We start from the raw sequence: 17397 nt of genomic DNA on the forward strand, positions 1-17397 counted from the left end.
GACCGCCGTGCCCGGTCAGCCCTTGGCGCCGGCCGGCTCGCGCTCGCCGGCGACCTGGTGCACGGGGTGGTTCGACTTCGGCTGGCCGAGACCCATCATGCGCATGATGCCGCCCACGGCACCGCCGAGAAGCACGACCGCCATGCCGGCCCAGAAGCCCACCGGCTGGGCCGCCACCATGAACACGCCCGCGACGCAGAAACCGATGAAGGCGATGATGACACCCGTCCAGGCGGCCGGGGTGTGACCGTGGCTGCTGCCCGACATTGCTTGCTCCTCGTTGCTGTGTGCCAAGTCTGAGCAGGACGCTCGTGCCCATTGTCCCGCACGGACGCGCGCGGTGTGAGCGGGGGTGGTCCCCACGCGCGGGCCGCTGCCCACGCGCGCGCGGCGGCCGCCGGGCGGCGTCCGGGGCGCGCGTGCCGGGTCGACGGGTGCCCTCGTGCGCGCGGGTGAACCACCGGCCGGGGGCGTGTCAGGCGCCGGTCGGGTCCTCGCCCCGGTCGATGGCCTTCCAGAGGTCCTCGGGGCGGTTGGGGTCGACGGTCTGGGGGGCGCGGCGCGGGCGCGGGGTGCCGTCCCGCTCGTAGCGGCCGGACATCGCGGGCCACAGGCGGCCGTAGCGCAGGGCGAGCAGCCCGGCCAGCAGGAGCAGGGCGCCGCCCACGGCCGCGACGTAGGGCCAGGCGGTGTGGGAGAGGGCGTCCACGGTGGCGGAGGTGTCACCGGCCGCCTTCGCCGCCTGTTCGTCCAGCGCGGAGCTGTCGGAGGCACCGGCCAGGGCTGCGGCGACGGTGCCCGCGCCGCTCAGCGCGAGCAGGGCGGCGACGGCGAACCGGCCCGCGCGGCGCACGGCGAAGACGGCGACGAGCGCGGCGAGGCCCACTATGGCGAGCGCCGCGGGCACGCCCGTGACGTCGCTGCCCTTGGCGGTCAGGGGGAACGCGCCGCCGGCCACCGTCGCGGTGCCCTCCGCCCACTCCTGCCGGGTGGCGAGCAGGGCGACGGCCGCGCCGAGCGCACCGCACAGCAGGGCGGCGGCGAGGCTGCGGCGGCCGGCCCGGGCGGGTCCTGCGGCTGGGGTACGGGGGTGAGGAACAGCTGTCACGTACTCCACTATCACCCGAACCCCGGGCGAACCCTCACGCGGGGCTCGGATTGGCGGACGTGAGAATCGCCCCACCGTCTCCGTCCGAGCCTCCCACCGCCTCCGTCCGAGCCCCCGGCCGGGCGGGCGGATCGCCCCCGCCACCCCGGCCGGAGCGCCCCTACTGCCCCGGCCGGAGCGCCCTACGGGCCCCTCCGGGTCGCCCTACCGCCCCAGCCGGTTGGCCGTGTGCACCGCCCTCAGCACCGCCGCCGCCTTGTTGCGGCACTCGGTGTCCTCGGCGACCGGGTCGGAGTCGGCCACGACTCCGGCGCCCGCCTGGACGTAGGCCGTGCCGTCGCGCAGCAGGGCGGTGCGGATGGCGATGGCCGTGTCGGAGTCGCCCGCGAAGTCGAGGTAGCCGACACAGCCGCCGTACAGGCCGCGCCGGGACGGTTCGAGTTCGTCGATGATCCGCAGGGCGCGCGGCTTGGGCGCGCCGGAGAGCGTGCCGGCCGGGAAGCAGGCGGTGAGGACGTCGAAGGCGGTGCGGCCCGGGGCGACCCGGCCGGTGACCGTGGAGACGATGTGCATGACGTGCGAGTACCGCTCGACGGACATGAAGTCGACGACCTCGACCGAGCCGGGTTCGCAGACCCGCCCGAGGTCGTTGCGGCCGAGGTCGACGAGCATGAGGTGCTCGGCGCGCTCCTTGGGGTCGGCGAGCAGCTCGTCCGCGAGCGCCTGGTCCTCCTGCGGGGTGGCACCGCGGGGCCGGGTGCCGGCGATGGGGTGCACCATGGCGCTCCCGTCCTCGACCTTGACCAGCGCCTCGGGGGACGAGCCGACCACGTCGAAGCCGTCGAGGCGGAAGAGGTACATGTACGGGGAGGGGTTGGTGGCCCGCAGCACCCGGTACACGTCCAGGGCGCTCGCCGTGCACGGCGTCTCGAACCGCTGCGAGGGCACGACCTGGAAGGCCTCGCCCGCGCGGATGCGCTCCTTGATGTCCTCGACGGCCTCCTGGAAGTCGGGGCCGCCCCACAACGCGGTGTACTCGGGCAGCTCGGACGGCGGCAGCGCGGCCGGGGGCTGGGCCACCGCGCGCGTGAGGTCGGCCTCCATGGCGTCCAGGCGGGCCACCGCGTCGGCGTAGGCCTCGTCGACGCCCGTTTCGAGGTCGTTGTGGTTGATCGCGTTGGCGATCAGCAGGACCGACCCCTCCCAGTGGTCCATGACGGCGAGGTCGCTGGTGAGGAGCATGGTCAGCTCGGGGAGCTTCAGGTCGTCGCGCTCCCCCGGGCCGACCTTCTCCAGGCGGCGCACGATGTCGTAGCCGAGGTAGCCGACCATGCCGCCGGTGAAGGGCGGCAGGCCCAGGTCCTGGGCGAGGTCGCGTGGGGTGTGCAGGGCCTCGACGGTGGTGCGCAGGGCGGCGAGGGGGTCGCCGTCGGTGGGGACGCCGACGGGCGGGGTGCCCTGCCAGTGGGCTTGTCCGTCCCGCTCGGTGAGGGTGGCGGCGCTGCGGACGCCGACGAAGGAGTACCGGGACCAGGAGCGGCCGTTCTCGGCGGACTCCAGCAGGAAGGTGCCGGGGCGTTCGGCGGCGAGCTTGCGGTAGAGCGCGACCGGGGTGTCGCCGTCGGCGAGGAGCTTGCGGCCGACCGGGATCACCCGGCGGTCGGTGGCCAGCTTGCGGAAGGTGTCCAGGTCCATGACGTCCATGGCGGCAGACCCTACTGATCCGCGGCGGGCGCGTCGGCACCCGCGCCGTCGACGGCGTCCGTGAGGAGCACGTCGGCGTCGAAGCAGGTGCGCGCGCCGGTGTGGCAGGCGGCGCCGACCTGGTCGACCTTGACCAGGAGGGTGTCGGCGTCGCAGTCCAGGGCGACGGACTTCACCCACTGGAAGTGTCCTGAGGTGTCGCCCTTGACCCAGTACTCCTGCCGGCTGCGCGACCAGTAGGTGCAGCGCCCGGTCGTCAGGGTGCGGTGCAGTGCCTCGTCGTCCATCCAGCCGAGCATCAGCACCTCACCGGTGTCGTACTGCTGGGCGACGGCGGGCAGGAGACCGTCGGCGCCGCGCTTGAGGCGGTCGGCGATCTCCGGGGCGAGCGGGCTGGTCGGCCGGGGGGAGCTGCTGGTCATGCGCCCATTGTGCCGCGCGGGAGGGACACGCTCCGGCGCTGTCCACTGGGCGGACCCGGCCGGCGGCCGTAGGCTGACCGCATGTCGACCTTCGCCAAGCGTGAACGACTTCTGCTCGCGGACCTGTTGGAGACGGCGGGGCCGAGCGCCCCGACCCTGTGCGACGGCTGGCGGACCCGTGACCTCGCCGCGCACGTGGTGGTGCGCGAGCGCCGGCCGGACGCCGCCGGGGGCACCCTGATCAAGCAGCTGGCGTCCCGGCTCGACCGGGTGATGGAGGAGTACGGGGCCAAGCCGTACGACGAGCTGATCCAGCTGATCCGCACCGGCCCGCCGCGGTTCTCGCCGTTCTCGCTCAAGCAGGTCGACGAGGCGGCGAACATCGTGGAGTTCTACGTCCACGCCGAGGACGTCCGCCGTGCCCAGCCGGACTGGTCGCCTCGCGAGCTGGACCCCGTCTTCCAGGACACCCTCTGGTCCCGCCTGGAGCGCAGCGCCCGTCTGATGGGCCGCGGCATCCCGACGGGCCTGGTGCTGCGCCGGCCGAACGGCCAGACGACGGTCGCCCACCGCGGTACGCCGGTGGTGACGGCGACGGGCGAGCCGTCCGAGCTGCTGCTGTTCGCGTACGGCCGGCAGAGCGCCGCGAAGGTGGAGCTGGAGGGCGAGAAGGAGGCGATCGCCCGGCTGCACGAGACGAAGCAGCTCGGCATCTGAGCGCGGGGGCCGCTACTTCGGCAGTTCGGCCCGCCGCACGCCGGGCGCGCCCAGGGCGACGACCCCGCCGAGTGCGCAGACCGCGCCGCTGACGGCGAAGACCGGGCCGGTGCCCCAGACGCCGATGGCGGCGGCGGACAGCGGCATGCTCAGCGGTGCCACGCCGAGGCTGACGATCCCGCCGACCGCGGTGACGCGTCCCAGGTAGGCGGGTTCGGACTGGGTCTGCAGCAGGGCTCCGCACATGGCGCCGCTGAGGCCTGTGAGCAGCCCGATGATCACCGAGATGCCGACGGCCGCGAGGAGGCCGGGCGCGTGTGCGAGGGCGCCGATCGCGGCCGCGCCGGGGATGAGGGCACCGGCGGCGACGCACCCGGCGCGCGGCAGGCGCCCCCGTACGGTCAGCAGCACGGCGGCGACTCCGGCCCCCGTGCCGAACCCGGCGAGCACCCAGCCCATCCCGGAGGCGCCCCAGCCGCGCTCGTCCGCGAGCAGGGTCAGGCCGACGTTGAGGGGGCCGACGAAGCCGAGGTCGCCGAGGGCGATGGCCACCATCAGGGGGCCGAGGACGCGGTGCCGGCGGATGTGGCGGAGCCCGTCCACCAGGTCCCGCCACGCGGTGGCCTCCTCCGCGGCGGGCGCGCCGGGCGCGTCGTCGGGCGGCAGCTCGCGCATCCGTACGGAGATCAGCAGCGGCACCGACACGGCGATCAGCAGCCCGGCGAACGCGAAGGCTGCCGCCGCGCCGCCGACCGCCACGCAGAGCCCACCGAGCGGCGCGCCCACGACGGCGGCGAAGCGGACGGCGAGGCCGCGCATGCCCTGCACCCGGGCGAGCTGGTCCTTGCCGGTGATACGGGCCGGGAGCGCCCCGACGGCGGGCAGGAAGAGGGCGTCGACCGTGCCGAAGACGACGGCGAGCAGGGCGAGGAGCCACAGCCCGGGGTCGGTCGCGAACAGTACGGCGGCGACCGCCAGGACCGTGACGCACCGCACGGCGTCACTGCCGATGACGACCTTCCGCGGCCCCAGCCGGTCGGCGACCACGCCGCCCCCGAGCATGAGCAGCGCGCGCGGCACCGCGCTGACGGCGGTGACGATGCCGGCCTCGGCGGGGCTGCCGTTGCGCACGGCGGCCCAGGACAGCGCCAGGTAGAACACCATGTCGCCCACCATGGAGGCGGTGTAGGCGGCGACCCAGCGCAGGACGTTTGCGTCGCGGTGGGCGGGCACGGCGGCGGTGGCGGCCCTGGATATGACCGTGTCCGGCACGGACCTGGCCTCTTCGGACACGGAACGGGAATCCTTACACGTGCGGCGCCGCGTTCTCACGCCGGCTGGAGGGTGTCGTTTCGATCAGGTCGGCTCCAGGAGACAGCGCCTCACGGCGGAGCGCGTGCCAGACCCCGCGGCCGGCGCGGTCCGAACCCCGCCCCTCAGCGCACGGGATGCCCCGCCTCCCGCAGCGTCTCCTTCACCTGGCCGATCCGCAGGTCGCCGAAGTGGAAGACGGACGCCGCCAGCACCGCGTCCGCGCCCGCCTCGACGGCCGGCGGGAAGTCGGTGAGGCGGCCCGCGCCGCCGGAGGCGATGACGGGGACGGTCACGTGCCCCCGGACCGCCGCGATCATCTCCAGATCGTAGCCGTCCTTCGTGCCGTCCGCGTCCATCGAGTTCAGCAGGATCTCCCCCGCGCCCAGCTCGGCGGCGCGGTGCGCCCACTCCACCGCGTCGATGCCGGTGCCGCGCCGGCCGCCGTGGGTGGTCACCTCGAAGGTGCCGGCCTCGGTGCGGCGCGCGTCCACCGACAGGACGAGGACCTGGCGGCCGAAGCGCTCGGCGATCTCGCGGATCAGGTCGGGGCGGGCGATGGCGGCCGTGTTCACGCCCACCTTGTCCGCGCCGGCCCGCAGCAGCTTGTCGACGTCGTCGGCGGTGCGTACCCCGCCGCCCACGGTCAGCGGGATGAACACCTGCTCGGCGGTGCGGCGCACCACGTCGTACGTCGTCTCGCGGTTGCCCGACGAGGCGGTGATGTCCAGGAACGTCAGCTCGTCGGCTCCCTCGGTGTCGTACACCTTGGCCATCTCGACGGGGTCGCCCGCGTCGCGCAGGTTCTGGAAGTTGACGCCCTTGACGACCCGGCCGTTGTCCACGTCCAGGCAGGGGATGACTCGGACCGCCAGGGTCATGAATCCACGGCTCCTTCGATGCCTCTTACTGTCCTCTGAATGCTTCCAGCTCCACCGACACCAGGACCCGGGAGTCCATGAAGCCCTCCACGACCAGCAGGGTCGTGACCGGGCGTACGGAGTCGAACAGCTCTTTGTGGGCGCGGCCCACCTCGTCGACGTCCCGGGAGTGTGCCAGATACACACGGGTCCTGATCACGGACTCGATGCCCAGCCCGAACTCGCCGATCGCCTCGACCGCGGTGGCGAAGGCCACCTTGGTCTGTTCGTACGGGTCGCCGTCGCCGTACAGCAGGTCGCCCTTGAAGGCGGTCGTGCCGGCCACGATGACTTGATCACCCGCCGCCACGGCCCGTGCGAACCCGAAGGACTCTTCCCAGGGACTTCCGCTCTGCACGCGCCGTACGGCTTCGGATGTCATGACGCCACAGCCTCCAAGGCTTCTTCCAGGGTGAACGCCTTCGCGTACAGGGCTTTCCCTACGATGGCGCCCTCGACACCGGCCGGGACGAGGCCGGCGATCGCGCGCAGGTCGTCCAGGGACGACACGCCGCCCGACGCCACGACCGGGCGGTCGGTGGCCGCGCAGACGTTCTTCAGGAGTTCCAGGTTGGGGCCCTGGAGGGTGCCGTCCTTGGCGATGTCGGTGACGACGTACCGGGCGCAGCCCTCCTTGTCGAGGCGGGCCAGCGTCTCGTAGAGGTCGCCGCCGTCGCGGGTCCAGCCCCGGCCGCGCAGGGTCGTGCCTCGTACGTCCAGGCCGACCGCGATCTTGTCGCCGTGCTCGGCGATGATCTTGGCGACCCACTCGGGGGTCTCCAGGGCCGCCGTGCCGAGGTTCACGCGCGTGCAGCCGGTGGCGAGCGCCGCGGCGAGGGTGGCGTCGTCGCGGATGCCGCCGGACAGCTCCACCTTGATGTCCATGGCCTTGGCGACCTCGGCGATCAGCTCGCGGTTGTCCCCGGTGCCGAACGCGGCGTCCAGGTCGACGAGGTGCAGCCACTCGGCGCCGGAGCGCTGCCAGGCGAGGGCGGCCTCCAGAGGGGAGCCGTAGGAGGTCTCGGTGCCGGACTCGCCGTGCACGAGGCGGACGGCCTGGCCGTCACGGACGTCGACGGCGGGGAGGAGTTCGAGCGTGCTCATCTCTACAGGGTCTCGATCCAGTTGGTGAGGAGCTGGGCTCCGGCGTCGCCGGACTTCTCGGGGTGGAACTGGGTGGCCCACAGGGCGCCGTTCTCCACGGCCGCCACGAAGGGCTTGCCGTGCGTGGACCACGTGACCCTGGGAGCGGCGATCCGTGGGTTGTGCGACTCCAGGGTCCACTCGTGGACGGCGTAGGAGTGCACGAAGTAGAAGCGGGCGTCCGCGTCCAGGCCGGCGAAGAGCTGGGAGTCGGCCGGTGCCTCGACCGTGTTCCAGCCCATGTGGGGGACGATGTCGGCCTGGAGCGGTCCGACGGTGCCGGGCCACTCGTCCAGGCCCTCGGCCTCCACGTCGTGCTCGATGCCGCGCGCGAACAGGATCTGCATGCCGACGCAGATGCCCATCACCGGGCGTCCGCCGGACAGCCGGCGTTCGACGACCCAGTCGCCGCGCGCGGCCCTGAGGCCGTCCATGCAGGCGGCGAAGGCGCCGACGCCGGGGACCAGCAGGCCGTCGGCGTTCATGGCCTTGTCGTAGTCACGGGTGATCTCGACGTCGGCTCCCGCGCGCGCGAGGGCACGCTCGGCGGAGCGGACGTTGCCGAAGCCGTAGTCGAAGACGACGACCCGCTTGGAGTTCACCGATGTCAATTCCAGACCTCCAGCCTCAGGACGCCCGCGAAGAGACACATCGCGGCGCCGATGGACAGCAGCACGATCAGCCCCTTGGGCATCTGCTGCTTGGCGAAGGAGATGATGCCGCCGAGGAAGAAGAGACCGACGACGATCAGTACGGTGGACGTGCCGGTCATGAGTTACAGCGCGCCCTTCGTGGAAGGCAGGATGCCGGCCGCGCGCGGGTCGCGCTCCGAGGCGTAGCGCAGGGCCCGTGCCAGCGCCTTGAACTGGCACTCCACGATGTGGTGCGCGTTGCGCCCGTACGGCACGTGCACGTGCAGCGCGATCTGCGCCTGGGCGACGAAGGACTCCAGGATGTGCCGGGTCATCGTCGTGTCGTACTCGCCGATCATCGGCGCCATCTTCTCGGGCTCGGTGTGCACGAGGTAGGGACGGCCGGACAGGTCGACGGTGACCTGGGCGAGGGACTCGTCCAGCGGGACCGTGCAGTTGCCGAAGCGGTAGATGCCCACCTTGTCGCCGAGGGCCTGCTTGAAGGCGGCGCCCAGCGCGAGGGCGGTGTCCTCGATGGTGTGGTGGGAGTCGATGTGCAGGTCGCCGTCGGTCTTCACGGTGAGGTCGAACAGACCGTGCCGGCCGAGCTGGTCGAGCATGTGGTCGTAGAAGCCGACACCGGTGGCGATGTCGGTCTTGCCGGTGCCGTCGAGGTCGATCTCGACGAGGACCGAGGTCTCCTTGGTGGTGCGCTCCACGCGCCCTACGCGGTTCATGCGTCCTGCTCCTTAGGGGGTGTGGGGGTCTCCCCCACACAACGCTGTACTTCACGGGCCGCGTCCAGGAACGCGTCGTTCTCCTCCGGGGTGCCGGCGGTCACCCGCAGCCATCCCGGTACGCCGTTGTCCCGGACCAGGACGCCCCGGTCGAGGATCTTCCGCCAGATGGCGTGCGAGTCGGCGAACCGTCCGAACTGGACGAAGTTCGCGTCGGACTCGGTCACCTCGTAACCGATCGCGCGCAGTTCGGCGACCAGCCGGTCCCGCTCGGTCTTCAGCTGCTCGACGTACTTCAGCAACGTGTCCGTGTGTTCCAGGGCGGCCAGCGCGGTGGCCTGGGTGACGGCCGACAGGTGGTACGGCAGCCGTACGAGCTGGACGGCGTCGACGACGGCCGGGTGCGCGGCGAGGTAGCCCAGGCGCAGGCCCGCCGCGCCGAACGCCTTCGACATCGTCCGGGAGATCACCAGGTTCGGCCGGCCCGCCAGCAGCGGCAGCAGCGAGGCGCCGTGGCTGAACTCGACGTAGGCCTCGTCCACGACGACCATCGACGGCTTGGCGGCCTGCGCGGCGTCGTACAGGGCGAGGACCGTCTCGGCGGGGACCGCGTTGCCGGTGGGGTTGTTGGGGGTGGTGATGAAGACGACGTCCGGGCGGTGCTCGGCGACGGCCTTCTCGGCGGCGGGCACGTCGATGGTGAAGTCGTCGTGGCGCGGGCCGGAGATCCAGCCGGTGCCGGTGCCGCGCGCGATGAGGCCGTGCATCGAGTACGACGGTTCGAAGCCGATCGCGGTACGGCCCGGCCCGCCGAAGGTCTGCAGCAGCTGCTGGATGACCTCGTTGGAGCCGTTGGCGGCCCATACCTCCCGCACGTCCACGGCGTACCCGGAGGTCTTCGTCAGGTACTCCGCGAGCCTGGTGCGCAGCTCGACCGCGTCGCGGTCCGGGTAGCGGTTGAGGTCGCGGGCGGCCTCGCGGACCCGCTCGGTGATCCGCTCGACCAGTGCCTCGGGCAGCGGGTAGGGGTTCTCGTTGGTGTTCAGCCGTACGGGCACGTCCAGCTGGGGCGCGCCGTAGGGGGACTTGCCGCGCAGCTCGTCCCGTACGGGGAGGTCGTCGATGCCTGTCACTTGCCGTCCGGGACCTTCCAGTCGAACCGTGCCTTGACCGCCGCGCCGTGCGCGGGCAGGTCCTCCGCCTCCGCCAGCGTCACCACGTGGTGCGCGACCTCGGCCAGCGCGTCGCGCGTGTAGTCGACGATGTGGATGCCGCGCAGGAAGGACTGCACCGACAGGCCCGAGGAGTGGCAGGCGCAGCCGCCGGTGGGCAGGACGTGGTTGGACCCGGCCGCGTAGTCGCCGAGCGAGACGGGCGCCCAGGGGCCGACGAAGACCGCGCCGGCGTTCCTGACCCGGTCGGCGACGGCGGCGGCGTCGGCGGTCTGGATCTCCAGGTGCTCGGCGCCGTAGGCGTCGACCACGCGCAGGCCCTCGTCGATGCCGTCGACGAGCACGATCGCGGACTGACGGCCCCCGAGGGCCGGGACGATCCGGTCGTCGACGTGCTTGGTGGCCTCGACCTGCGGCCGGAGCTCCTTGACGACCGCGTCCGCGAGGTCGGCGGAGTCGGTGACCAGGACTGCGGCGGCCAGCGGGTCGTGCTCGGCCTGGCTGATCAGGTCGGATGCGACGTGCACCGGGTCGGCGGTGGCGTCGGCGAGGACCGCGATCTCGGTCGGGCCGGCCTCCGCGTCGATGCCGATCTTCCCGGTGAAGTAGCGCTTGGCGGCGGCGACCCAGATGTTGCCGGGGCCGGTGACCATGTTGGCGGGCGGGCAGGACTCGGTGCCGTACGCGAACATCGCGACGGCGGTGGCGCCGCCGGCCGCGTAGACCTCGTCGACGCCGAGGAGGGCGCACGCGGCGAGGATCGTCGGGTGCGGCAGGCCGTCGCAGTCGGCCTGCGCAGGCGAGGCGAGCGCGATCGACTCGACACCGGCCTCCTGCGCGGGTACGACGTTCATGATCACGGACGACGGGTAGACCGAGCGTCCGCCGGGAGCGTACAGGCCGACGCGATCGACCGGCACCCACTTCTCGGTGACGGTGCCGCCGGGCACGACCTGTGTGGTGTGCGTCTCGCGGCGCTGCGCGCGGTGGACGAGGCGGGCGCGGCGGATGGACTCCTCCAGCGCCGCGCGCACGGCCGGATCGAGCTCGTCCAGCGCGCGCGTGAGCGCGTCGGCCGGGACCCGCACCCGGTCGAGCCGGACGCCGTCGAACCGCTCGGCGAAGTCGATCAGCGCCGCGTCGCCACGATGATGCACGTCCTCGCAGATCGGACGCACCTTCTCCAGGGCGGCCGAGACGTCGAAGTCGGCTCGGGGCAGCAGGTCGCGCAGGGCGGGGCCCTCGGGGAGGGCGTCGCCGCGCAGATCGATTCGGGAGATCACGGAACCAATTCTCTCAGACCCGCGTCGGGCACCGTTCGCGCGTATCAATGGCTGATACAGAACGCGACGGGTCCGCGCGGGCCACGCCGGGGATCGGGAGATCGTGCTCACTATGAGTGTTCAAGGGGTCACCCAGTGGGCATGAACGGTTGTACGAAGTGTGAGCGACCGACGAGTAGCTGGGGAGGGAGTGAAGCGCCGTGACCGAGGGGGCCGGCCACCGTGACGGAGAGCTGCCGGACGACCTGACCGCCACCGAGGCCGGCATGTGGCAGGCCTTCCGCAACGGCAGCGTGTACGACCTCAGCAGCGGCGACGCGCTCGCCGACGACCCGCACGGCGGGCATCCGTGGGGACCCGAGCGGACCGTGCGGGCACGCATCGTGTGCTGGCTGCTTCTCGACGGTCCGCCCGCGCTCGCGGGCCGGGTGTCCTCGCTGCAGCTCGTGGGCGTGCGGATCAGCGACACGATGGACCTCGCGGGCGGCACGGTGGTGCCCTACGTCGAGCTGCGGGGCTGCCGGTTCGAGCGGGAGGTCCTGCTGCCGGAGACCCGTTTCACGACCGTGAGGCTGGTGGACTGCGCGGTGCCGCGGCTGGAGGCGGCCCGGTTGCAGACCGAGGGCGATCTGCATCTGCCGCGCTGCCGGTTCAGGTCCGGCATCCGGCTCACCGACGCGCAGATAGGCACCGACCTGCTGCTCAACCAGGCGATCGTGCACCGGGACCGCAGCGGACGCTCGATCGCCGCGGACGGCCTGAGCGTCGGGCAGGACCTCCAGGCCGAGATGCTGGAGTCCTACGGCGAGGTGAGTCTGCGCAGCGCCCAGGTCGGCGTCTCGCTGAGCCTGCGCGGCGCCCGGCTCCTCAACCCGTACACGCGGCACGCGCTGAACGCCCCGCAGCTGACGGTGGAGCGCACGCTGTACCTGACCCCGGCCGGGCTCGGCAGCCCGCTGATGCGGGGCACGACTCCGGCGCAGGGGACGCGGATCCAGCGGTTCGAGTGCGAGGGCGGGGTGCGGCTGGACGACGGGCGGTTCGGCGACGCCGTGGACTTCGAGCACGCCCGGTTCACCTTCACCGACGAGCAGGAGCTGTCGCTGCGCCGGGTGCAGACGCCCGAGCTGCGGTTCCTCGGCGAGCGGCCGGCGCGCGGCCGGGTGGTGCTGTCGGGGGCGCGGGTGGTCAACCTGATGGACCGGGCGGCCAGCTGGCCGGGGCCGGGACGGCTGCACATGGGCGGCTTCGCCTACGAGAACCTGGTGCCGCGGGGGCCGTTCCCGCTGGCGAAGCGGTTGCGCTGGGTGGGCGCCGCGACCGCCGAGTACAACCCGGAGCCGTACGAGCGCCTCGCCGCGGTGCTGCGGGCCGGCGGCGAGGACGAGGACGCCCGCGAGGTACTGCTCGCCAAGCACCGCCGGCGCCGCGAGAGCCTGCCGATCGCCGCGAAGCTGGTGGGATACGCGCAGGACTGGACGGTCGCCTACGGTTACCGGCCGGGCCGGGCAGCGGTGTGGATGGCGGTGCTGTGGGCGGCCGGCTCGCTCGCCTTCGCGCGCGCCGACCCGCCGCCGCTGAAGAACGGCGAGCATCCGGACTGGAACCCCGCCCTCTTCGCCCTCGACCTGCTGCTGCCGGTCATCGACCTGGGGCAGGCCGGCTTCTGGCAGCTGCGGGACGGCTGGCAGTGGCTGGCGACGGCCCTGATCCTGCTGGGCTGGGTCCTGGCGACCACGGTCGCGGCGGGAGCGACGCGCCTGCTCCGCCGAAGCTGACCGCGTCACCCCGGCCCGGCTCCCCTCCCCGCCGAGGGACCCACGGCGCCCGGCTCGGGCAGGCACCGCTCCCGGCCCGGGGAAGACACCGCACCCGTCCCGAGGCAGTACGCGCCCCCTCCCGGCCCGGGAAGGCACCACCCCGCCCCGAGGCAGCACGCCTCCCCACCCGGTCCCGGCACCCGGCACCCGGCACCCGGCACCCGGCACCCGGCCGAGGGAAGCGCGACTCCTCCGCCGGCCACCCGCACCCGACGACGAAAGCCGCACGGTGGTGCGGGCGGGAACACAAACGGCCGAAGTCGAAGCCGAGCCGCACAACCATCACGAACCGTCGGCCGTCGTACTGGCCATGCTGCGCGCGTTCCTCCGGACGGCGGCCCGGGCCGCCCGCCCCCGGACGTCACGGCCCGCCCAAGACGAAGAGGTACTCCTCGACGCCCCCGACGACCACCTCGCCCCCGCCCTCGTCGCGGCGGCCCGCGGCGATTCCGCCCCCGCGGCCGCCCTCCTCGCCGGCACCCGGGAGAACGCCGCGTGGGAGCACCGCGACCGTTACGCGACCCGGCTGGCCGCCTTCGCGCGCTCACGCTCCGAGTGGCTCGACGACTGGCGTGCCACCGCTCCCGACGACCCCGACGCCCTGCTGGTCGCCGCCCGGCTGACGGTGGAGCGCCACTGGGACTCGCCGGCCCGCACGGAGCTCCTGCGCCAGATCGTCCCCGCCGTCACGGCCGCCGCCGAGGCCGCCGGCCCCGACCCGGTGCCGTGGCGGACCGCGCTGGACACCGCTCGGGGCGCACGCGCCGGGCACCCCGAGTTCGAGCGCCTGTGGGCGCAGGCGGTCCGCCGCTCCCCGCACCACTACGGCTGCCATGTCGCCGCCCTCGACTACCTGGCCGCCACCTCGCCCGGCGCACACCGCGAGTGCCTCGACTTCGCCGAGACGGCGGCGCAGGACGCGCCCGAGGACGCGCTCGTACGGGCGCTGCCGCTGAGGGCGGCCTTCATCTGCCTGACGACGAGCGGCGGCGGCAGCGGCGGCGGCGCGGGGGGCGTGCACCGCGCGCGTCTGGACGCGGCCGCCGAGAGGGCGATCGCCCTCTCGGCCGCCCGCCCGGCGGCCGACCCCTGGCCGGCGGAGCTGCGGAACCTCCTGACGTACGTCCTGGTGCGCCTGGAACGCCACCAGGACGCGGCGGAGCAGCTGCGTCTGACCGGCCCGTACGTCACGTCCTTCCCATGGGGCCGGGACGGGGACCGAGCCGCGGACGACCCGCTCGGCCGCTTCCTCCAAGTGCGCGCCGACGTCCGTGCCGCGGTGGCCTCGGCGAGGGAGACGACAGGTTCAGGTCATCCACGAAGTGGGCACGGCGGTCGCGTCCGCCCCGGCGACCATTAGGCTTCTGGGTCGTGACCACCGTCCGGCTCCCCCTCTTCCCCCTGAACTCGGTCCTGTTCCCGGGGCTGGTGCTCCCGCTCAACATCTTCGAGGAGCGCTATCGCGCCATGATGCGCGAGTTGCTGAAGACTCCCGAGGACGAACCGCGCCGGTTCGCCGTCGTGGCGATCCGCGACGGCTACGAGGTGGCCCGGAGCGCGCCCGGCCTGCCCGACCCGACGACGACGCTCGAACGCGGACCGACGGCCGGGTTCGGGCCCGACCCGGTCAAGGCGTTCCACAAGGTGGGCTGCGTCGCGGACGCGGCGACGATCCGCGAGCGGGCCGACGGCACCTTCGAGGTGCTGGCCACCGGCACGACCCGGGTGCGACTGCTCTCGGTGGAGGCCTCGGGCCCCTTCCTGACGGCCGAACTGGAGCCGCTGCCCGAGGACGACGGCGACGAGGCGGGCGCGCTGGCCGAAGGGGTGCTGCGGTCCTTCCGGCAGTACCAGAAGCGACTGGCGGGGGCACGCGAGCGGTCGCTGGCGACCGGCGCCGAGCTGCCGGACGAACCGGGCGTGGTCTCCTACCTGGTCGCCGCCGCGATGATGCTGGACACGCCGACGAAGCAGCGTCTGCTCCAGGCTCCGGACACCGCCTCGCGGCTGAGGGACGAGCTGAAACTCCTTCGCTCCGAGACGGCCGTCATCCGTAGCCTGCCGTCGTTGCCGGCGATGGACCTGACGCGCGGTCCCACGAGTCTCAACTGAGGTACTGGCCCCATGGCGAAGAAGTCCAGGAAGCAGCAGCAGTCCGGTGGCACCCCGGCGACGGTGGCGCTCGCGGCGGCCGGAGTGACGTACACGGTCCACGCGTACGAGCACGATCCCTCCCACCCGTCCTACGGCGAGGAGGCGGCCGAGGCGATGGGTGTCTCGCCGGAGCGGGTCTTCAAGACGCTGGTGGCGGACGTCGACGGCGCGCTGACCGTCGCCGTGGTGCCGGTCGCGGGCCAGCTGGACCTGAAGGCGCTGGCCGCCGCGGTGCGCGGCAAGCGGGCGGCGATGGCCGACCCGGCGCTGGCCGAGCGCACCACGGGCTATGTGCGGGGCGGCATCTCTCCGCTGGGCCAGCGCAAGAGGCTTCCGACGGTCCTGGACGCGTCGGCCTCGGAGCACGCCACGATCTGCGTCTCGGCGGGCCGCCGCGGCCTGGAGGTCGAACTCTCCCCCGAGGACCTGACCAGGCTGACGAACGCGGTCCTCGCCCCCGTCGGCCGCGCGTGACCCCTCGACGGACGCCCTGTTCTCGGCCAATGAGACAGGACATGTCGAAGCGAACACGCAAACGCAGGTGGCGTATCAAAAAGGGCAGGGCGAACCACGGCCGCCGCCCCGCCCAGCAGGCAGGCCGCGGGCAACCGCGCCGCCGGGACAGGGCAGGGCGGCAGAACCTACGCCGGCTTCTCCCCGTACGGCCCCGGCGGGTGCTGCCGCGGCCCAGGCCAGGGATCGGGCTCCGGATCCCGGGGCCCGAACAACCCCGTCAGCCCCAGATGAACCACCAGCGCCGCCACCGGCCACGCCAGCAGCGCCCCCTTGGCGCTCAGCTGCAGCGGTGCGGAGAACGTCACCCCCTGGCCCACGTCCTTCGCCTGGGCGATCACGTCCTGTGCGGGGCCCAGCCACACCCCGACCCGCCACGCCAGCAGCGACCCGAGCAGCCCGCCGACGCCCAGTGCCACCACCAGCGGCACGCCGCCACGCCGCCGCAGCAGGAAGACGACCACCGCGCTGAGTACGCCGAACGCCAGCGCGAGGAGTGTGAACACGCCGTCGACGCCGATCACCCGTTCGCCCTCGGGGTTCTCCGGTACGACCGTCCAGCCGTCACCCAGCACGCCGCCGACCAGCGGCACGCTCGGGGCCAGCTTCCACCACAGGACGCCGAGCAGCGCTCCGGAGAGCGCCACCGCCACCACGGTCACGGCGGCCTGACGCACTTCGGTCAACATCCCGGGGCCGTCCTGTTCGCCGTGGTCGTGCGGGACGCCGTGCGCGGCGCCCATGGCGTGCGCGCCGACGGGCGGTGGCACCGGCCCGCCCTGATACGACGAGCGTTCGTTCGGCGGCGGTGGCGGAGTCAGAGGCGCGGTCACCCCGCCATCGTGCCAAACCCGCCCGTGCGGCGCGTCACCGGACGGCGGCCCGGCGGTACGCCCAGGTCGCCACGGCCAGCGAGATCACGCCGACGACCGCGCACACCGCGAGGTCGCCGAGGACGAAGGCCCAGTCGGGCCGCGGGCCGAACGTGCGCGCGAAGGCCTCCACGCCGTACGTCGAAGGCAGCAGGTCCCGCGCCAGGCGGACCACCTCCGGCATCCGCTCGGCCGGCAGCACGCCCAGCAGCAGCGCCGCCGACATGCCCAGCTGGCCGAGGAGCGTGGCGAACTCGGGCCGGGGCGCGAGCAGGCCCAGGGCCGCGCCCAGCCCGGCGAGCGCGGCGCCCGCCAGCGGGATCACGGCCACCAGCACCCACAGATGCGTCATCGGCAGCCCGAACAGCAGGCAGCCGAACACCGCCGTCACCACGGTCCCCGGCACGGTGAACGACGCGTACGCGCCCGCCGCGCCCAGCACCACCGCGGCGGGCGGCACCGGCAGCGTCGCGTAGTGGTCGAGGCCGCCGCTGGCCCGCAGCTGGCCGAAGTACTGGGCGAGGAGGTTCAGCGCGACGAAGGCCACGACGAGCACCGCCGAACCCGCGACCACGGCCTGCGCCTCGCCGCCGCCGTCCACGACACCGCGCATCAGGATCATGATCCCGACCGACTGGAAGGTGGCCACGAACAGCAGCGGGATGCGCGCGACCCGCGCCCTGGAGAGCTGTGCACGGTAGACGGCCACCAGGGAGGGCCACAGCCGCGCCTTGGGGCCGAGCTCGGCCGCGCCGGTGGCGCCCTGCTTCTCGGCTGCCAGGGCGCCGCCCGGCAGGACATCGGCGGGTACGACACTCACGTCGCGCTGCTCCCCTTCGGTCGGGTCGTTCGAAGCGGTCGCCCTGACGGGTACGGATGCGGCGGCCGG

General features: G+C 73.5%; 20 protein-coding genes. 5 read left to right on the forward strand and 15 right to left on the reverse strand.

Features of this window, described 5'->3' with window-relative positions:
* Window positions 1-15: 15 nt before the first annotated feature.
* The 4 genes from ACH4NX_RS07850 to hisI form a co-directional block, all read right to left on the reverse strand.
* Window positions 16-267 carry an HGxxPAAW family protein gene (locus tag ACH4NX_RS07850; protein ID WP_279563301.1) on the reverse strand — a complete coding sequence of 84 codons (252 nt, stop codon included), beginning with the start codon at window positions 265-267 and terminating at the stop codon, window positions 16-18.
* A 208-nt stretch (window positions 268-475) separates the two neighbouring features.
* Window positions 476-1117, reverse strand: a complete 642-nt coding sequence (locus ACH4NX_RS07855; protein ID WP_351392074.1) for a TIGR02234 family membrane protein — start codon at window positions 1115-1117, stop codon at window positions 476-478.
* Between the two features lie 195 nt (window positions 1118-1312).
* A complete protein-coding gene (locus tag ACH4NX_RS07860; RefSeq protein WP_351392482.1) occupies window positions 1313-2803 on the reverse strand; it encodes an anthranilate synthase component I in 1491 nt (496 codons plus the stop codon).
* 20 nt (window positions 2804-2823) lie between these two features.
* Window positions 2824-3234 carry a phosphoribosyl-AMP cyclohydrolase gene (hisI, locus tag ACH4NX_RS07865; protein WP_351392076.1) on the reverse strand — a complete coding sequence of 137 codons (411 nt, stop codon included), beginning with the start codon at window positions 3232-3234 and terminating at the stop codon, window positions 2824-2826.
* Between the two features lie 81 nt (window positions 3235-3315).
* On the opposite strand from hisI, the gene ACH4NX_RS07870 reads away from it, so the two are divergent.
* Window positions 3316-3951, forward strand: a complete 636-nt coding sequence (locus tag ACH4NX_RS07870) for a TIGR03085 family metal-binding protein (protein ID WP_351392079.1) — start codon at window positions 3316-3318, stop codon at window positions 3949-3951.
* Window positions 3952-3963: 12 nt separating this feature from the next.
* On the opposite strand, the gene ACH4NX_RS07875 is transcribed toward ACH4NX_RS07870, so the two are convergent.
* The 9 genes from ACH4NX_RS07875 to hisD all read right to left on the reverse strand — a co-directional run bounded on the left by ACH4NX_RS07875 (window position 3964) and on the right by hisD (window position 11149).
* Window positions 3964-5244 (reverse strand): MFS transporter, encoded by a 1281-nt coding sequence (locus tag ACH4NX_RS07875; protein ID WP_398127719.1) that lies wholly within the window; start codon window positions 5242-5244, stop codon window positions 3964-3966.
* A gap of 143 nt (window positions 5245-5387) precedes the next feature.
* Window positions 5388-6143 carry an imidazole glycerol phosphate synthase subunit HisF gene (gene hisF / locus ACH4NX_RS07880; protein ID WP_398127720.1) on the reverse strand — a complete coding sequence of 252 codons (756 nt, stop codon included), beginning with the start codon at window positions 6141-6143 and terminating at the stop codon, window positions 5388-5390.
* A 25-nt stretch (window positions 6144-6168) separates the two neighbouring features.
* Window positions 6169-6564, reverse strand: a complete 396-nt coding sequence (locus tag ACH4NX_RS07885) for a RidA family protein (RefSeq protein WP_055416449.1) — start codon at window positions 6562-6564, stop codon at window positions 6169-6171.
* A complete protein-coding gene (gene priA, locus ACH4NX_RS07890; protein ID WP_351392085.1) occupies window positions 6561-7286 on the reverse strand; it encodes a bifunctional 1-(5-phosphoribosyl)-5-((5-phosphoribosylamino)methylideneamino)imidazole-4-carboxamide isomerase/phosphoribosylanthranilate isomerase PriA in 726 nt (241 codons plus the stop codon). Before priA ends, ACH4NX_RS07885 begins: the two co-directional genes overlap by 4 nt.
* Before the next feature lie 2 nt (window positions 7287-7288).
* Complete coding sequence (gene hisH, locus ACH4NX_RS07895; RefSeq protein ID WP_351392488.1) at window positions 7289-7942, reverse strand: imidazole glycerol phosphate synthase subunit HisH; 654 nt, start codon at window positions 7940-7942, stop codon at window positions 7289-7291.
* Window positions 7933-8097 carry a hypothetical protein gene (locus ACH4NX_RS07900; RefSeq protein ID WP_345596732.1) on the reverse strand — a complete coding sequence of 55 codons (165 nt, stop codon included), beginning with the start codon at window positions 8095-8097 and terminating at the stop codon, window positions 7933-7935. The genes hisH and ACH4NX_RS07900 overlap by 10 nt, the downstream gene beginning before the upstream one ends.
* 3 nt (window positions 8098-8100) lie before the next feature.
* Complete coding sequence (gene hisB / locus ACH4NX_RS07905) at window positions 8101-8694, reverse strand: imidazoleglycerol-phosphate dehydratase HisB (RefSeq protein ID WP_345596734.1); 594 nt, start codon at window positions 8692-8694, stop codon at window positions 8101-8103.
* On the reverse strand, window positions 8691-9827 hold the full coding sequence (locus tag ACH4NX_RS07910; RefSeq protein WP_351392089.1) for a histidinol-phosphate transaminase: 1137 nt from the start codon (window positions 9825-9827) through the stop codon (window positions 8691-8693). Before ACH4NX_RS07910 ends, hisB begins: the two co-directional genes overlap by 4 nt.
* On the reverse strand, window positions 9824-11149 hold the full coding sequence (hisD, locus tag ACH4NX_RS07915; protein WP_398127721.1) for a histidinol dehydrogenase: 1326 nt from the start codon (window positions 11147-11149) through the stop codon (window positions 9824-9826). Before hisD ends, ACH4NX_RS07910 begins: the two co-directional genes overlap by 4 nt.
* Window positions 11150-11349: 200 nt before the next feature.
* Between hisD and ACH4NX_RS07920 the strand changes: the two genes are divergently transcribed.
* The 4 genes from ACH4NX_RS07920 (at window position 11350) to ybaK (ending at window position 15597) form a co-directional block, all read left to right on the forward strand.
* Window positions 11350-12927, forward strand: coding sequence for an oxidoreductase (locus ACH4NX_RS07920; RefSeq protein ID WP_398127722.1), 1578 nt, complete (start codon window positions 11350-11352; stop codon window positions 12925-12927).
* 352 nt (window positions 12928-13279) lie between these two features.
* Window positions 13280-14329, forward strand: a complete 1050-nt coding sequence (locus ACH4NX_RS07925; protein WP_398127723.1) for a hypothetical protein — start codon at window positions 13280-13282, stop codon at window positions 14327-14329.
* Window positions 14330-14340: 11 nt separating this feature from the next.
* On the forward strand, window positions 14341-15081 hold the full coding sequence (locus tag ACH4NX_RS07930; protein WP_351392100.1) for an LON peptidase substrate-binding domain-containing protein: 741 nt from the start codon (window positions 14341-14343) through the stop codon (window positions 15079-15081).
* 12 nt (window positions 15082-15093) lie between these two features.
* Window positions 15094-15597: a Cys-tRNA(Pro) deacylase gene (gene ybaK / locus ACH4NX_RS07935; RefSeq protein WP_351392102.1), complete on the forward strand. Its 504-nt coding sequence runs from the start codon at window positions 15094-15096 to the stop codon at window positions 15595-15597.
* A 167-nt stretch (window positions 15598-15764) separates the two neighbouring features.
* Here ybaK and ACH4NX_RS07940 read toward each other — a convergent pair whose 3' ends face one another.
* Together ACH4NX_RS07940 and ACH4NX_RS07945 are read right to left on the reverse strand one after the other, a co-directional pair.
* Window positions 15765-16469, reverse strand: coding sequence for an AAA family ATPase (locus tag ACH4NX_RS07940; protein ID WP_351392105.1), 705 nt, complete (start codon window positions 16467-16469; stop codon window positions 15765-15767).
* A gap of 34 nt (window positions 16470-16503) precedes the next feature.
* On the reverse strand, window positions 16504-17328 hold the full coding sequence (locus tag ACH4NX_RS07945) for an ABC transporter permease (protein WP_351392108.1): 825 nt from the start codon (window positions 17326-17328) through the stop codon (window positions 16504-16506).
* Window positions 17329-17397 lie beyond the last annotated feature (69 nt).

Origin of the sequence: Streptomyces sp. NPDC017225 (assembly GCF_044331465.1) — a bacterium.
Lineage (GTDB): Bacteria > Actinomycetota > Actinomycetes > Streptomycetales > Streptomycetaceae > Streptomyces.

Coding starts and splice junctions, on each gene's coding strand:
- ACH4NX_RS07900 (WP_345596732.1), bottom strand. CDS start 8,097: ATGACCGGCACGTCCACCGTACTGATCGTCGTCGGTCTCTTCTTCCTC.
- ACH4NX_RS07885 (WP_055416449.1), bottom strand. CDS start 6,564: ATGACATCCGAAGCCGTACGGCGCGTGCAGAGCGGAAGTCCCTGGGAA.
- ACH4NX_RS07870 (WP_351392079.1), top strand. CDS start 3,316: ATGTCGACCTTCGCCAAGCGTGAACGACTTCTGCTCGCGGACCTGTTG.
- ACH4NX_RS07925 (WP_398127723.1), top strand. CDS start 13,280: ATGCTGCGCGCGTTCCTCCGGACGGCGGCCCGGGCCGCCCGCCCCCGG.
- priA (WP_351392085.1), bottom strand. CDS start 7,286: ATGAGCACGCTCGAACTCCTCCCCGCCGTCGACGTCCGTGACGGCCAG.
- ACH4NX_RS07850 (WP_279563301.1), bottom strand. CDS start 267: ATGTCGGGCAGCAGCCACGGTCACACCCCGGCCGCCTGGACGGGTGTC.
- ACH4NX_RS07860 (WP_351392482.1), bottom strand. CDS start 2,803: ATGGACCTGGACACCTTCCGCAAGCTGGCCACCGACCGCCGGGTGATC.
- hisB (WP_345596734.1), bottom strand. CDS start 8,694: ATGAACCGCGTAGGGCGCGTGGAGCGCACCACCAAGGAGACCTCGGTC.
- hisI (WP_351392076.1), bottom strand. CDS start 3,234: ATGACCAGCAGCTCCCCCCGGCCGACCAGCCCGCTCGCCCCGGAGATC.
- hisF (WP_398127720.1), bottom strand. CDS start 6,143: ATGACCCTGGCGGTCCGAGTCATCCCCTGCCTGGACGTGGACAACGGC.
- ybaK (WP_351392102.1), top strand. CDS start 15,094: ATGGCGAAGAAGTCCAGGAAGCAGCAGCAGTCCGGTGGCACCCCGGCG.